Here is a 14,835-nt window from a genome sequence, read left to right as displayed (position 1 = left end):
TTTATGGATGATAACTATCGCGCGGCCGTGGACGCGGCCGCGATCTTTTCGGAAACCGACCTGCGTGGGAACATCACCTACGTCAATCAGCAGTTCTGCAGCATCTCGGGCTACAGCCGTGAGGAGCTGCTGGGGGCCAACCACCGTATCCTCAATTCCGGCCTGCATGAGCCGACGTTCTTTGTCGGCATGTGGCGGGCTTTGGCTGCCGGGCGGGTGTGGAAGGGCGAAATCTGCAACCGGTCCAAGGACGGTTCGTTGTATTGGGTCGACAGCACCATGGTGCCGCTGGTCGACCCGCTAACAGGCCAGGTGCGCAAGTATGTATCCATCCGCTTTGACGTTACAGAGAAGCGTCAGCTACTGCATACCTTGCAGTGGCGGGTGGGCCACGATGTGCTCACCGGCCTGCCCAACCGCGCCTATTTGTCCGACCTGCTGAACCAGGCCCTGGCCTGTTCGCGCCGTGAAGGCATCTCGCTGGCGGTGTGCATGCTCGACCTGGATGGTTTCAAGGCGGTCAACGACGGCTACGGGCATGCCGTGGGTGACCTGCTGCTGGTGGAAGTGGCGCAGCGTTTGAAGAGTATCCTGCGCGGTGGTGATGCCGTTGCCCGGCTGTCGGGCGACGAGTTCGTGCTGATCCTGCGCGACGTCGACGATGAGTGCCAGCTGCATGCAGCCCTGCAGCGGGTATTGCGGGCATTGGCGGCGCCTTGTGTGGTGCGTGGGCATACGCTGTCGCTCAGCGCCAGTATAGGCGTGACCCTGTATCCGCAGGATGATGAAGATGCCGACACCCTGGTGCGCCACGCCGACCAGGCCATGTATGTGGCCAAGCAGCGCGGGCGCAACCGTTACCACCTGTTCGATGTGACGCAGGAGCAGGAGCTCAAGGCCACCCACCAGACCGTGGCGCGCGTGCGCCGGGCGCTACGCAACGGCGAGTTGTGTCTTTACTACCAACCCAAGGTAAACCTGCGCAGTGGCAAGGTACTGGGCTTCGAGGGGTTGTTGCGCTGGCAGCGGCCGGGCCGTGGCGTGGTGCCGCCAGGCGATTTCCTGCCGTGGGTAGAACAGACCGACCTGATCGTCGAAATCGGCGAGTGGGTGATAGGGCAGGCATTGAGCCAGTTGCAGGTCTGGCAGTTGCAAGGGCAGCCCTGGTCACTGAGCGTGAATATCGCCGCGCGGCACTTGCAGCGCAGTGACTTTGCCGAGCGCCTGCAGCAACTGCTGGCAGCGTACCCGGCGGTGGACCCGGCGCTGCTGGACCTGGAAATCGTCGAGTCAGTGGCCATCGACAACCTGCAGCACGTCAGCCGCTGCCTGGACGCCTGCCGTGCGCTGGGTGTGCGTTTCTCGCTGGACGATTTCGGCACCGGTTATTCGTCGTTGAGTTACCTGAAACGCTTGCCGACCCAGACGATCAAGATCGACCAGTCGTTCGTACGGGACATCCTTCATGACCAGGACGACCTGGCGCTGACGGAGGCGGTGATCGGCCTGGCCCGGGCGTTTGGCCGCGAGGTGATTGCCGAGGGGCTGGAGAGTGTCGAGCATGGCCGGGTACTGATGGACCTGGGCTGCGAGCTGGCGCAGGGTTACTGCATTGCCCGGCCGATGCCGGCCAGTGAAGTGCAAGCCTGGGCACAGGCCTACCGGCAGCCGGCGCAGTGGCGTGACCCTTGAAGGCCATCAGCGGGCCGTGGTCCTGACCCGCACCATCAATCACGGGCAAAAAAAAACGGCACCTGCAAGAGGTGCCGTTTTCGCATCACGCGGTATTACTTGTGCAGCTCTTCTGCCGCATACAGCGTGTTCTCAAGCAGGCACGCCCGGGTCATCGGCCCGACGCCGCCCGGCACTGGTGTGATCCAGCCGGCGCGTGCCAGGGCAGTCTCGTAGACCACGTCGCCAACCAGCTTGCCGTCTTCCTGGCGGTTGATGCCCACGTCGATGACGATGGCGCCTTCCTTGACCCACTCACCCTTGACCAGGCCCGGCTTGCCGGCAGCCACGACCACCAGGTCGGCACGCCCGACATGGCCGGCCAGATCCTTGGTGAAGCGGTGGCAGACGGTCACGGTACAGCCGGCCAGCAGCAGTTCCATGGCCATCGGGCGGCCAACGATGTTGGACGCGCCGACGATCACCGCGTTCATGCCGTACAGGTCCTGGCCGGTGCTTTCCAGCAGGGTCATGATGCCTTTTGGCGTGCATGGGCGCAGCAGCGGAATACGCTGGGCCAGGCGGCCGATGTTGTAAGGATGGAAACCGTCCACATCCTTGTCCGGGCGAATGCGCTCGAGCAGCAGCGAGGCGTCCAGGTGCGCCGGCAGCGGCAGTTGCAGCAGGATGCCGTCGACGGCCGGATCGTCATTGAGACGGTCGATCAGCTCGGTCAGGGCCTGTTGCGTGGTCTCGCTGGGCAGGTCGAAAGCCTGCGAAATGAAGCCGACCTCTTCGCAGTCCTTGCGCTTGTGCGAGACATAGACTTGGGAGGCGGGGTCGGTGCCGACCAGGATCACCGCCAGGCCCGGCGTGCGCAGGCCTTGCTGGCGACGCTCCACGACACGTTGAGCGATCTGCTGGCGCAGGCTGGCGGCGATAGCCTTGCCATCGATTAGGTGTGCAGTCATAGACGCGTGATTAACCATCGAGAAGGAACAATAAAGAACGCGCATTCTCGCACGACATGGGCCAAGGGCAAAGGCGGGTGGTCGGGCAAATCCCCTAACCCCTTAAATAATTTAAATTTTTTCGAAAAAGGTGTTGACGACTTTCGGGGTCGACTATAAGATTCGCCGCACTTGTCGGGCACAGCCTAGCACTGGTTGGCTAAGTCGGGCAGAATGAGTGGTTTAACAGTTCCTTGTTAGCGTCTCGTTCGGTTAGGCTTCAAGCTTAAGCGCCCGTAGCTCAGCTGGATAGAGCATCCGCCTTCTAAGCGGATGGTCGCAGGTTCGAGTCCTGCCGGGTGCGCCATTAGGCAGCTTTGGCAAGCAAGTAGGCTGTAATGCAATATGGTGGGCGTAGCTCAGTTGGTAGAGCGCTGGATTGTGATTCCAGTTGTCGTGGGTTCGATTCCCATCGTCCACCCCATATTCTTCAAGGGCGCCTCGATAGCATCTGGCGCCTTTGTTTTAAGCGTTACGCGGACGTGGTGAAATTGGTAGACACACTGGATTTAGGTTCCAGCGGCGCAAGCTGTAAGAGTTCGAGTCTCTTCGTCCGCACCATGCTTCTGTAAGGTTGTACTGCAAGACCGCAATATGGTGGGCGTAGCTCAGTTGGTAGAGCGCTGGATTGTGATTCCAGTTGTCGTGGGTTCGATTCCCATCGTCCACCCCATATTCCTGAAAGGCGCCTTGATCGTGAGATCGGGCGCCTTTTTGTTTTGGGGTTGTGATGTGCATGCCGTCAGTGTTCTGGTGTCTTTGTTTGAGGTTGAGCGTCGCCCGCGTGGCTCCTGATGTTCCTCCTCGATATCGTGCCGGGTAAGCAAGGTGGTCGCGCTTACTCTGTTGGCGGTCAAGCTTTTATGGGGTGTTCTACGGCCGATTGTTTCAGGGCGGCAAGGTGCCTGCCTTGGTTTTTGCGGTGATGCGTAGATCGAGCGCCGCCCGCGCGGCGCATCGCGAGCAAGCTCGCTCCTACATTTGTTTCGGGCCAATTATTCCTGGGGCAGACGCGCGCGTCCCCTTGGCGCTCACCTCGATATCGTGGGGGACAAACAGGGCGGTCGCGCGCAGGCACAGGCGACACTGGCCCGAAACAAATGTAGGAGCGAGCTTGCTCGCGATGCGCCGCGCGGGCGGCGCTCGATCTCACAGGCACTACAACCCTCAAGGCAAGCTCGCTCCTACATTTGTTTCGGGCCAATTATTCCTGGGGCAGACGCGCGCGTCCCCTTGGCGCTCACCTCGATATCGTGGGGTACAAACAGGGCGGTCGCGTGCGCAGGCACAGGCGATACTGGCCCGAAACAAATGTAGGAGCGAGCTTGCTCGCGATGCGCCGCGCGGGCGGCGCTCGATCTCGAAGGCGCTGAAAATGTCGCGGTCAACCACCGCTCGGCCAAATCACCTCCCGCCCCTTGTAATCCTCTGGTGGCACCCCAATAAAAGCTGTTAGATTTCAGCCGGTTGAAACACCGGCCCGTTTGGCCGGCAAAGGACACCACGATGATTGCAAAAGAAGCCCGTCAGGCCCTGGCGCTGCAGCGCTTTGCCGAAGCCAATCCGCAGTTGCTCGAGGAGATCCGCGAGCTGGATGCGCGCGAGCAGGCCCAGCAGATCGAGTGGGCGTTCGAGGATGCAGCCGCGGAGCAGGGCATTGAGCCCTGGGAGTTGGCGCTGCAATTGATTGCCGAGTCCCCGGAGCAGCTGCAGGCCATGCGCCTGGAAACGCACCGTGAAGTGGCCGAGGCGCTGGGGCTGGAGTGGGAGGAGTACTGCCAGTTCAACGAAATCGATCCTGAATAAAGGAGGCGAATTCTTTGCTGGTAGTTGTTTGACAAGGTATTTCGGCTGCAGGCCGCCCCGGGCGCCGTGCAGCCTCTGTTGGAAGCAGGTCCGGCGCTGTGCCGTGCGGGCCTTGAAAGTTAATCGACCGGCGTTGTTTTCAGTCGTCCCGTGTGGGGTGACTTCTGCAGCGTGACTCACTAGAATGTTTGCCCTTGATTCTGGAGTCGGGCTAACGCCGGCTAACGTCTGTGCAACGAGGAATATCCATGCAAGTTTCTGTTGAAAACACTTCCGCTCTCGAGCGCCGCATGACCATCGCCGTTCCGGCCGAGCGCGTCGAGAACGAAGTCAACAAGCGTCTGCAGCAGACTGCCAAGCGCGCCAAGATTGCGGGCTTCCGTCCTGGTAAAGTGCCGATGACCGTGATCCGTCAGCGTTTCGAGGCGGACGCCCGTCAAGAGGCTTTCGGTGACCTGGTCCAGGCTTCCTTCTACGAAGCCATCGTCGAGCAGAAGCTGAACCCGGCTGGCTCTCCGGCTGTAGAGCCGAAGTCCTTCGAAAAGGGCAAGGATCTGGAGTTCGTCGCCATCTTCGAAGTGTTCCCGGAGTTCACGGTTGCAGGCCTCGAGTCGATCAAGGTCGAGCGCCTGAGCGCCGAAGTGGCTGACAGCGACCTGGACAACATGCTGGAAGTGCTGCGCAAGCAGAACACCCGCTTCGAGGCCGTCGAGCGCGCTGCGCAGAACGACGACCAGGTCAACATCGATTTCGTCGGCAAGGTCGACGGCGAAGTGTTTGCCGGTGGTTCGGCCAAGGGCACCCTGCTGGTACTGGGCTCCGGCCGCATGATCCCGGGCTTCGAAGAGGGTCTGGTAGGCGCCAAGGCAGGCGAAGAGCGCGTTGTCAACGTGACCTTCCCAGAGGACTACCAGAACCTGGACCTGGCTGGCAAAGCCGCCGAGTTCACCATCACCGTCAACAGTGTTTCGGCACCTGTGCTGCCAGAGCTGAACGAAGAGTTCTTCGCCCAGTTCGGCATCAAAGAATCGACCCTGGAAGGCTTCCGCGCCGAAGTTCGCAAGAACATGGAGCGTGAGCTGCGTCAGGCGATCAAGACCAAGGTCAAGAACCAGGTCATGGACGGTCTGCTGGCCGCCAACCCGATCGAAGTGCCAAAAGCCCTGCTGGAAAACGAAGTCAACCGTCTGCGCGTGCAGGCTGTTCAGCAGTTCGGTGGCAACATCAAGCCTGACCAACTGCCAGTCGAGCTGTTCGAAGAGCAAGCCAAGCGCCGTGTCGTGCTGGGCCTGATCGTGGCCGAAGTGGTCAAGCAGTTCGAGCTGAAGCCGGACGACGCCAAGGTTCGCGAGATGATCGAAGAAATGGCTTCGGCTTACCAGGAGCCTGAGCAGGTCATCGCCTGGTACTACAAGAACGACCAGCAACTGAACGAAGTGCGTTCGGTTGTGCTGGAAGAACAAGTTGTAGATACTGTTCTGCAGAAAGCGACTGTGACCGACAAGTCGGTCTCGTACGAAGAAGCCGTTAAACCAGCTGAGGCTCCTGCCGCTGCTGAGTAACAGGCTTCTCTCGTAGGAAACCTCCACAAGCCAGCCTTCGAGCTGGCTTGTGCGTATTCAAGCCATGACTATTTGGGAGTGAGCGCAGGACATGTCCCGCAATTCTTATATTCAGCAGAGCTCTGACATCCAGGCCGCAGGCGGCCTGGTCCCGATGGTTATCGAGCAGTCCGCCCGTGGCGAACGTGCTTACGACATCTACTCGCGCCTGTTGAAGGAGCGTGTGATCTTCCTGGTTGGCCCGGTAGAGGACTACATGGCCAACCTCGTCGTTGCGCAACTGCTGTTCCTTGAGGCAGAAAACCCGGACAAGGATATCCATCTGTACATCAACTCGCCGGGCGGTTCCGTCACCGCCGGCATGTCGATCTACGACACCATGCAGTTCATCAAGCCGGACGTTTCGACCATCTGCATCGGCCAGGCCTGCAGCATGGGCGCCTTCCTGCTGGCGGCAGGTGCCAAGGGCAAGCGTCATTGCCTGCCGAACTCGCGCGTGATGATCCACCAGCCGCTTGGCGGCTTCCAGGGTCAGGCCACCGATATCGAGATCCACGCCCAGGAAATCCTCAATATCAAGGCCCGTCTGAACGAGCTGCTGGCCTATCACACCGGCCAGGACCTCGAGACCATCAAGCGTGACACCGAGCGTGACAACTTCATGAGCGCCTCGCGCGCAGCCGAGTACGGCCTGATCGACTCGGTCTACGACAAGCGGCAACTGGCCTCCTGAACCGGGAGGTCAGAGCAGGTGGGCGTCGAAAGCGCCTACCTGCGGACTTGAAAAAGCCCGCAATTGCCTTCATCTTGTGTTGCAAGCCTACCGGATTGGATCGATCGAATGACTGACACCCGTAACGGCGAGGACAGCGGCAAATTGCTTTATTGCTCCTTCTGCGGCAAAAGCCAGCACGAAGTGCGCAAACTGATTGCCGGGCCCTCGGTATTTATCTGCGACGAGTGCGTCGACCTGTGCAACGACATCATCCGTGAGGAGGTGCAGGAAGCCCAGGCCGAGAGCAGCGCGCACAAATTGCCTTCGCCGAAAGAAATCAGCGGCATCCTGGACCAGTACGTCATTGGTCAGGAGCGCGCAAAGAAGGTGCTGGCCGTAGCGGTGTACAACCACTACAAGCGCCTGAACCAGCGTGACAAGAAGGGTGACGAAGTCGAACTGGGCAAGAGCAACATCCTGCTCATCGGGCCGACTGGCTCGGGCAAGACCCTGCTCGCCGAAACCTTGGCACGCCTGTTGAACGTACCGTTCACCATTGCTGACGCCACCACCCTGACCGAAGCCGGTTATGTGGGTGAGGACGTCGAGAACATCATCCAGAAGCTGTTGCAGAAGTGCGACTACGACGTGGAAAAGGCCCAGATGGGCATTGTCTACATCGACGAAATCGACAAGATCTCGCGCAAGTCGGACAACCCGTCCATCACCCGTGATGTCTCGGGTGAGGGCGTGCAGCAGGCACTGCTGAAACTGATCGAAGGCACCGTGGCCTCGGTCCCGCCGCAAGGCGGCCGCAAGCACCCGCAACAGGAATTCCTGCAGGTTGATACCCGCAACATCCTGTTCATCTGCGGTGGTGCGTTCTCGGGCCTGGAAAAGGTCATCCAGAACCGCTCCACCAAAGGTGGCATCGGTTTTGGTGCCGAAGTGCGCAGCAAGGAAGAGGGCAAGAAGGTTGGTGAGTCCCTGCGTGAGGTCGAGCCGGACGATCTGGTCAAGTTTGGCCTGATTCCGGAATTCGTCGGCCGTCTGCCGGTACTGGCTACCCTTGACGAGCTGGATGAGGCTGCATTGATGCAGATCCTCACCGAGCCGAAGAATGCCCTGACCAAGCAGTATGCCAAGCTATTCGAGATGGAAAGCGTCGACCTCGAGTTCCGCAGCGATGCGCTCAAGGCCGTTGCGCGCAAGGCCCTGGAGCGCAAGACTGGTGCCCGTGGCCTGCGTTCGATCCTCGAAGGCGTTCTGCTCGATACCATGTACGAGATCCCTTCGAAAAAGGATGTCAGCAAGGTGGTTATCGACGAGAGCGTCATTGAGGGCACGTCGCAGCCGCTGATGATTTACGAAAACAGCGAACCGCAAGCCAAGGCCGCACCAGACGCCTGATTCAGGCAATGGCCGGTTTTCGGTTGCAAGCAAGAAGGGGGCCTACGGGCCCCTTTCTGCTTTTCCTGTGCAAGCGCTTGTAATTTCCCAAGCATGCCCCCACATTAGGTCCAAGCATCATTTCCACCGGTTTCCGGCCATAAGGCCGCTGTAGAGGCGAAATCATGAAGACCACCCTCGACTTGCCTCTTTTGCCATTGCGCGATGTCGTTGTTTACCCGCACATGGTTATCCCGCTGTTCGTGGGGCGTGAAAAGTCCATCGAAGCCCTCGAGGCGGCGATGACGGGCGAAAAGCAGATCCTTCTGCTGGCCCAGAAGAATCCAGCCGACGACGACCCGGGTGAGGACGCCCTGTACCGCGTCGGTACCGTTGCCACCGTGCTGCAACTGCTGAAGCTGCCTGATGGCACCGTCAAGGTGCTGGTCGAAGGCGAGCAGCGTGGTGCGGTCGAGCGCTTCTCCGAAGTTGAAGGGCACATCCGTGCCGAAGTCTCCCTGATCGACGAAACCGACACTGCCGAGCGCGAGTCGGAAGTCTTCGTGCGCACCCTGCTGTCGCAGTTCGAACAGTACGTTCAACTGGGCAAGAAAGTGCCTGCCGAAGTGCTGTCTTCGCTGAACAGCATCGAAGAGCCAGGACGCCTGGTCGACACCATGGCCGCGCACATGGCCCTGAAGATCGAGCAGAAGCAGGAAATTCTTGAAATCGTCGACTTGACTACCCGTGTCGAGCACGTGCTGGCACTGCTGGATGCCGAAATCGACCTGCTGCAGGTCGAAAAGCGCATTCGCGGCCGGGTCAAGAAGCAGATGGAGCGTAGCCAGCGCGAGTACTACCTGAATGAGCAGATGAAGGCCATTCAGAAAGAGCTTGGCGATGGTGACGAAGGCCACAATGAAGTCGAAGAGCTGAAAAAACGCATCGAAGCCGCGGGTCTGCCTAAAGATGCCCTGGCCAAGGCCCAGGCGGAGCTGAACAAGCTCAAGCAAATGTCTCCGATGTCGGCCGAAGCTACCGTGGTGCGCTCGTACCTGGACTGGCTGGTGCAGGTGCCGTGGAAGGCACAGAGCAAGGTGCGTCTGGACCTGAGCAAGGCCGAGGAAATCCTCGATGCCGACCACTATGGCCTGGAAGAGGTCAAGGAACGCATCCTCGAGTACCTTGCCGTGCAGAAGCGCGTCAAGAAGATCCGCGGTCCGGTGCTGTGCCTGGTCGGGCCACCCGGCGTCGGCAAGACCTCGCTGGCCGAGTCGATCGCTGCCGCCACCAACCGCAAGTTCGTGCGCATGGCCCTGGGTGGCGTGCGTGACGAGGCCGAGATCCGTGGCCACCGCCGTACCTACATTGGCTCCATGCCGGGTCGCCTGATCCAGAAGATGACCAAGGTGGGTGTGCGCAACCCGTTGTTCCTGCTCGACGAAATCGACAAAATGGGCAGCGACATGCGCGGCGACCCAGCCTCGGCACTGCTGGAAGTGCTCGACCCTGAGCAGAACCACAACTTCAACGACCACTACCTGGAGGTCGACTATGACCTCTCGGACGTGATGTTCCTTTGCACCTCGAACTCGATGAACATCCCGCCGGCGCTGCTGGACCGGATGGAAATCATCCGTCTGCCTGGCTACACCGAGGACGAGAAGATCAACATCGCCATCAAGTACCTGGTGCCCAAGCAGGTCAAGGCCAACGGCTTGAAGAAGGAAGAGCTGGAGGTCGATGTCTCGGCGATTCGCGACATCATCCGCTACTACACCCGCGAAGCCGGTGTACGGGGCCTGGAGCGGCAAATTGCCAAGGTCTGCCGTAAGGTGGTCAAGGAACATACCGGGCAGAAGCAGGTCAAGGTCAAGGTGGCCAGCGAGCAGCTGGAGCACCTGCTGGGCGTGCGCAAGTTCCGCTATGGTCTGGCCGAGCAGCAGGACCAGATCGGTCAGGTTACCGGCCTGGCCTGGACCCAGGTGGGCGGTGAGTTGCTGACCATCGAGGCCGTGGTCATCCCCGGCAAGGGCCAGTTGATCAAGACCGGCTCGCTGGGCGATGTCATGGTCGAATCGATTACCGCCGCGCAGACCGTGGTACGCAGCCGCGCCCGCAGCCTGGGGATTGCCGCCGACTTCCACGAGAAGCACGACGTGCACATTCACATGCCTGAGGGCGCCACGCCGAAGGATGGCCCAAGTGCCGGTATCGGCATGTGCACCGCACTGGTGTCGGCACTGACGCAGATTCCGGTACGTGCTGACGTGGCCATGACCGGTGAAATCACCTTGCGTGGCCAGGTATTGGCCATTGGCGGGCTGAAGGAAAAACTGCTGGCGGCACACCGTGGCGGGATCAAGACGGTGATCATTCCCGAGGAGAATGTTCGCGATCTCAAGGAGATTCCTGAAAATATCAAACAGGATCTTCAGATCAAACCGGTCAAATGGATTGACGAAGTCCTGCAAATTGCGCTGCAATACGCCCCGGAGCCCTTGCCAGATGTGGCTCCGGAGATTGTCGCGAAAGATGAAAAGCGCGACGGCGATGCCAAGGAAAGAATTAGCACGCATTAGTAGTTTTCAGCTGGGGGGCTTTCCTTGACAGTTTTTTCGAGGCCTTGCTATAAAGCGGCACGCTATTGTCGTCAGGCCGCCCAGCACACGTTTCATAAGCTTTTCATTACATACTTAGAAACAAACTCAATAGAGAAATAAGGGGACTTAGAGTGAACAAGTCGGAACTGATTGACGCTATCGCCGCATCTGCTGACATCCCGAAAGCTGTAGCCGGCCGTGCGCTGGACGCAGTCATCGAATCCGTCACCGGCGCCCTGAAGCAAGGTGACGATGTGGTACTGGTTGGCTTCGGTACCTTCTCGGTCAAGGAGCGCGCCGAGCGTACCGGTCGCAACCCGCAAACCGGCAAGGCAATCAAGATCGAAGCCGCCAAGGTTCCAGGTTTCAAGGCAGGCAAAGGCCTGAAAGACGCCGTCAACTAAGTCGTCTTTCAGCCGGGCCCGGCCTGGCCTGGTCCGAGCACGGTGATGGCGGGGCGCAAACGTTCCCGCCTGACACGTTTGCTAAGAAAAGGCGCATCCTCGGATGCGCCTTTCTTTTATCAGGATTCTACCCACGCTCCGCGGTTGTCGACGCAGTGGTACAGCCGTTTCTGGGGGACGCATGCTGCAAAATATCAGGGACAATTCACAAGGTTGGATTGCCAAGACCATCATCGGCCTTATCGTCGTGTTGATGGCATTGACCGGTTTCGAAGCCATTTTCCAGGCCGCCACTCATAGCCAGGACGCCGCCAAGGTGAACGGCCAGACCATCAGCCAGAACGAACTGAGCCAGGCGGCCGACATGCAGCGCCGTCAACTGATGCAACAGTTGGGCAAGGATTTCGACCCGGCGCTGCTGGATGACAAGTTGCTGCGTGAGGAGGCACTCAAGGGGCTGATCAGCCGCAAGCTGCTGCTGCAAGGTGCTGAGGATGCCAAGTTCGCATTCTCCGACGCTGCGCTGGACCAGGTGATCTTGCAGACCCCTGAGTTCCAGGTGGACGGCAAGTTCAGCGCTGACCGTTTCGACCAGGTGATTCGCCAGATGGGCTACGGCCGCATGCAGTTCCGCGAGATGCTCGGCGAGGAAATGCTGATCGGCCAACTGCGCACTGGCCTGGCCGGTAGCAGCTTCGTCACCGATCAGCAGGTCGAAGCCTTTGCTCGCCTGGAAAAGCAGACCCGCGACTTCGCCTCCCTGACCTTCAAGGCCGACCCGGCCGCAGTCAAGGTCAGCGATGAAGAGGTCAAGGCGCACTACGACCAGCACGCCAAGGAGTTCATGTCGCCTGACCAGGTCGTGATCGACTACATCGAACTGAAAAAGTCGGCCTTCTTCGACCAGGTCAAAGTGACCGACGAAGAGCTCAAGGCCCAGTACGAGAAGGAAATCGCCAACCTCGCCGAGCAGCGCCATGCCGCGCACATCCTCATCGAGGTCAACGACAAGGTCACCGACGCCCAGGCCAAGGCCCGCGCCGAAGAGATCGAGCAGCGTCTGACCAAGGGTGAGGACTTTGCCGCTCTGGCCAAGGAGTTCTCTCAGGACCCAGGCTCCGCCAACAGCGGTGGTGATCTCGGCTTCGCCGGCCCGGGTGTATACGACCCTGCCTTCGAAGAGGCGCTGTACAAGCTGCAGGATGGCCAGGTATCTGCACCGGTGCGCACCGAGTTTGGCTACCATTTGATCAAGCTGCTGGGCGTGCAGGCGCCAGAAGTACCGAGCTTCGCCAGCCTGAAGGACAAACTGACCCGCGATCTGAAGATGCCACTGGTCGAGCAGCGTTATGTCGACGCCAGCAAGCAACTGCAGGATGCTGCCTACGAGGCTTCCGACCTGGCCCAGCCGGCCCAGGACCTGAACCTCAAGGTACACACCTCCGCTGCCTTCGGCCGCGAGGGCGGTGATGGCATTGCCGCCAACCGTGCGGTGGTGCAGGCTGCGTTCTCTGAAGAAGTGCTGGATGAGGGGGCCAATAGCACCGCCATCGAGCTTGACCCTGAGACCACCGTGGTGCTGCGCGTCAAGGAGCACCGCAAGCCAGAGCAACTGCCGCTGGAAGCAGTGGCCAAGAACATCAGGGAGCACCTGGCCAAAGAGAAGGCGACTGCCGAGCTCAAGGCCAAGGCAGACAAGCTGATTGCCGGCTTGCGCGACGGTTCCATCGCAGCAGGCAGTGTGCACGAAGGCCAGGGCTGGAAAGCCTATGAAGCAGTCACCCGTGGTGAGGACGGTATTGATCCGGCCGAACTGCAGGCACTGTTCCGTCTGGGCAAGCCGCAAGCCAAGGACAAGCCTGTTTACGGCAGTGTAGTGCTGCGTGACGGTAGCCTGGTGGTATTGCAGCTCAAGGGTGTGAACGAAGGCGCTACCGCCACCGACGAAGAGAAGCAGCAGATTCGCCGCTACCTCGCGTCACGTGCTGGCCAGCAGGACTTTGCCGCTTACCGCAAGCAGCTGGAAGCCAATGCAGACATCACCCGTTACTAAGGTGTTCGTTGCATGAAGAAACAGGCCGCCTCGCGCGGCCTGTTTCGTTTTCGCCAGCCGCGAGGACGGCCATTGTCGAAGACCGCACTGCCTCAGGGGCGGCGCCGACCAGATTCTACCGCTTCACCCCTTCATAACTGTCCAGCGTATCGCGTGCAATCTCTCGCCCCAGGGCGATGAGCTCCGGCGCCTTGTAGAACTCAAAGAACCGGCACACCCGCTTGGGCACGTTGATCAGCACATCCGGCGGATAGCCGGCAATCTTGTACTGTGCCAACGAAGTCTGCATGACCTCGAAGCTCTGGTTGATCAAGTCCAGCAGCGAGGCCGGCCCCACGTTGTCGATGATGAAAGAACCGGTGGCCGACTTCGGCGCGCCCTCGCGCTCCGGGGCCGCCGCTGATTGCTGGCTTTCCGGGTCGGCGCTGTCGGCCAGCCACGGGCTTGGTGGCGCCAACCCTTCGGCGACGATTTCCTTTTCGATGCGGATCAGCTCTTCCGCCGGTTTGCGCCGGAACGGCAGGCGTGAGCCCAGCGAACTCAGCAAGGCGTCAAAACGCATCTTGAACGCTGCCGGGCGCTCAATCACTGGCAACTGGTACTGCTTCTGGTTGGTGGCGTTGAGGTTCACCGCGATGATCAGGTCGCAATGGCTGGACACCACAGGCACGATTGGCAGCGGGTTGAGGATGCCGCCGTCGACAAGCATGCGGTTGCCTTGCATCACCGGCGTGAACAGGCTGGGAATGGCCGCCGAGGCGCGCATGGCCTGGTGCAGGCAACCCTCCTGGAACCAGATTTCCTGTTGGTTGGTAAGGTCGGTCGCCACTGCGGTGTAGGGTATGCGCAGTTGCTCGATGTTTATCTCGCCGACGATCTTGCGGATCTGCCCGAACACCTTGTCGCCGCGAATTGCACCGAGGCGAAAGCTGACGTCGACCAGGCGCAGCACATCCAGGTAGTCGAGGCTCTCGATCCAGTTGCGATAGTCGTCCAGCTTGCCGGCGGCATAGATACCGCCAATCACCGCGCCCATGGAACACCCCGCGACGCAGGCTATTTCGTAGCCGCGGCGCTCGATTTCTTCGATCACGCCGATGTGTGCATACCCTCGGGCTCCGCCCGACCCCAGTACCAGTGCCACACGTTTACTCATGAACATTCCCCGGCCAGTGCCATCATGGTCCTACAATGCACCCATCGCTGCCTGTGCTTCAATGTAGATCGTGCTGAGCTACTGTAATAAAACTGGCCAGGCAACGCCGGCTGGGCATGGCACTTTCCAGCTGTCGGAGCGTCGAATAGCCACCGTTTATCCATAGAGGTATTACTGATGAAAGCCTGGATCTGCCTTCCACTGATTGCCTTGGCCCTTGCTGGCTGCGCGGGCAAGACGGCCTACCGTGACAGCTGCGCGACCCAGCTGGATGCCGCCTGGAAGGAGCTGGACCTGGCCAAGGCCGAAGGCTTCGCCGGTGCCGTCAGTTACTCCAAGGCCTTGTCGTTGCTGACCGGGGCCAAGACCCAGCAGCAGTTCGAAGGCTATGAAAGCTGTACCCGCAAAGCCGAAAAGGCCCGCTTCTACATTCGTGAATCTCGCGCTGGGCGCTGACCAGGGAGCA

The 14,835-nt window shown here is 60.1% G+C and carries 11 protein-coding genes and 4 tRNA genes; 13 read left to right on the top strand and 2 right to left on the bottom strand.

What is annotated here, in order from left to right; translation table 11 throughout:
- Positions 1-3: 3 nt before the first annotated feature.
- Positions 4-1,692: a putative bifunctional diguanylate cyclase/phosphodiesterase gene (locus ACE4QZ_RS17380; RefSeq protein ID WP_021785509.1), complete on the top strand. Its 1,689-nt coding sequence runs from the start codon at positions 4-6 to the stop codon at positions 1,690-1,692.
- Between the two features lie 95 nt (positions 1,693-1,787).
- Here ACE4QZ_RS17380 and folD read toward each other — a convergent pair whose 3' ends face one another.
- Positions 1,788-2,642: a bifunctional methylenetetrahydrofolate dehydrogenase/methenyltetrahydrofolate cyclohydrolase FolD gene (folD, locus tag ACE4QZ_RS17375; RefSeq protein ID WP_021785508.1), complete on the bottom strand. Its 855-nt coding sequence runs from the start codon at positions 2,640-2,642 to the stop codon at positions 1,788-1,790.
- Between the two features lie 269 nt (positions 2,643-2,911).
- On the opposite strand from folD, the gene ACE4QZ_RS17370 reads away from it, so the two are divergent.
- The 11 genes from ACE4QZ_RS17370 to ACE4QZ_RS17320 all read left to right on the top strand — a co-directional run bounded on the left by ACE4QZ_RS17370 (position 2,912) and on the right by ACE4QZ_RS17320 (position 13,213).
- Positions 2,912-2,988: transfer RNA gene (locus ACE4QZ_RS17370), tRNA-Arg, on the top strand.
- A gap of 41 nt (positions 2,989-3,029) precedes the next feature.
- Positions 3,030-3,105 (top strand) — tRNA-His (locus tag ACE4QZ_RS17365).
- Between the two features lie 52 nt (positions 3,106-3,157).
- Positions 3,158-3,242 (top strand) — tRNA-Leu (locus ACE4QZ_RS17360).
- A 36-nt stretch (positions 3,243-3,278) separates the two neighbouring features.
- Positions 3,279-3,354: transfer RNA gene (locus ACE4QZ_RS17355), tRNA-His, on the top strand.
- Positions 3,355-4,187: 833 nt separating this feature from the next.
- Positions 4,188-4,487, top strand: a complete 300-nt coding sequence (locus ACE4QZ_RS17350) for a DUF6388 family protein (protein ID WP_021782906.1) — start codon at positions 4,188-4,190, stop codon at positions 4,485-4,487.
- A gap of 248 nt (positions 4,488-4,735) precedes the next feature.
- Positions 4,736-6,049: a trigger factor gene (gene tig / locus ACE4QZ_RS17345; RefSeq protein WP_021782904.1), complete on the top strand. Its 1,314-nt coding sequence runs from the start codon at positions 4,736-4,738 to the stop codon at positions 6,047-6,049.
- A gap of 91 nt (positions 6,050-6,140) precedes the next feature.
- Positions 6,141-6,782, top strand: a complete 642-nt coding sequence (gene clpP, locus ACE4QZ_RS17340) for an ATP-dependent Clp endopeptidase proteolytic subunit ClpP (protein ID WP_003259400.1) — start codon at positions 6,141-6,143, stop codon at positions 6,780-6,782.
- Positions 6,783-6,890: 108 nt separating this feature from the next.
- Complete coding sequence (gene clpX / locus ACE4QZ_RS17335; protein ID WP_003250242.1) at positions 6,891-8,174, top strand: ATP-dependent Clp protease ATP-binding subunit ClpX; 1,284 nt, start codon at positions 6,891-6,893, stop codon at positions 8,172-8,174.
- Positions 8,175-8,338: 164 nt separating this feature from the next.
- Complete coding sequence (gene lon / locus ACE4QZ_RS17330; protein WP_021782903.1) at positions 8,339-10,735, top strand: endopeptidase La; 2,397 nt, start codon at positions 8,339-8,341, stop codon at positions 10,733-10,735.
- 152 nt (positions 10,736-10,887) lie between these two features.
- Positions 10,888-11,160, top strand: coding sequence for a nucleoid-associated protein HU-beta (hupB, locus tag ACE4QZ_RS17325; protein WP_003250246.1), 273 nt, complete (start codon positions 10,888-10,890; stop codon positions 11,158-11,160).
- A gap of 181 nt (positions 11,161-11,341) precedes the next feature.
- Positions 11,342-13,213 (top strand): SurA N-terminal domain-containing protein, encoded by a 1,872-nt coding sequence (locus ACE4QZ_RS17320; protein ID WP_021782902.1) that lies wholly within the window; start codon positions 11,342-11,344, stop codon positions 13,211-13,213.
- 115 nt (positions 13,214-13,328) lie between these two features.
- Here the strand turns inward: ACE4QZ_RS17320 and ACE4QZ_RS17315 are convergent, their stop codons facing one another.
- On the bottom strand, positions 13,329-14,369 hold the full coding sequence (locus tag ACE4QZ_RS17315; RefSeq protein ID WP_028697375.1) for a patatin-like phospholipase family protein: 1,041 nt from the start codon (positions 14,367-14,369) through the stop codon (positions 13,329-13,331).
- 177 nt (positions 14,370-14,546) lie between these two features.
- On the opposite strand from ACE4QZ_RS17315, the gene ACE4QZ_RS17310 reads away from it, so the two are divergent.
- Entirely contained in the window at positions 14,547-14,825 is a 279-nt protein-coding gene (locus tag ACE4QZ_RS17310) for a lipoprotein (RefSeq protein ID WP_003250254.1), read from the top strand.
- The last annotated feature ends 10 nt before the right edge of the window (positions 14,826-14,835 follow it).

It is taken from the genome of Pseudomonas sp. DCA-1, from assembly GCF_046523955.1.
GTDB classification, from domain to species: Bacteria; Pseudomonadota; Gammaproteobacteria; order Pseudomonadales; family Pseudomonadaceae; genus Aquipseudomonas; species Aquipseudomonas putida_Y.
The sequence above is the reverse complement of the archived record's forward strand: the minus strand, read 5'-3'. Positions and strand labels throughout refer to the sequence as shown.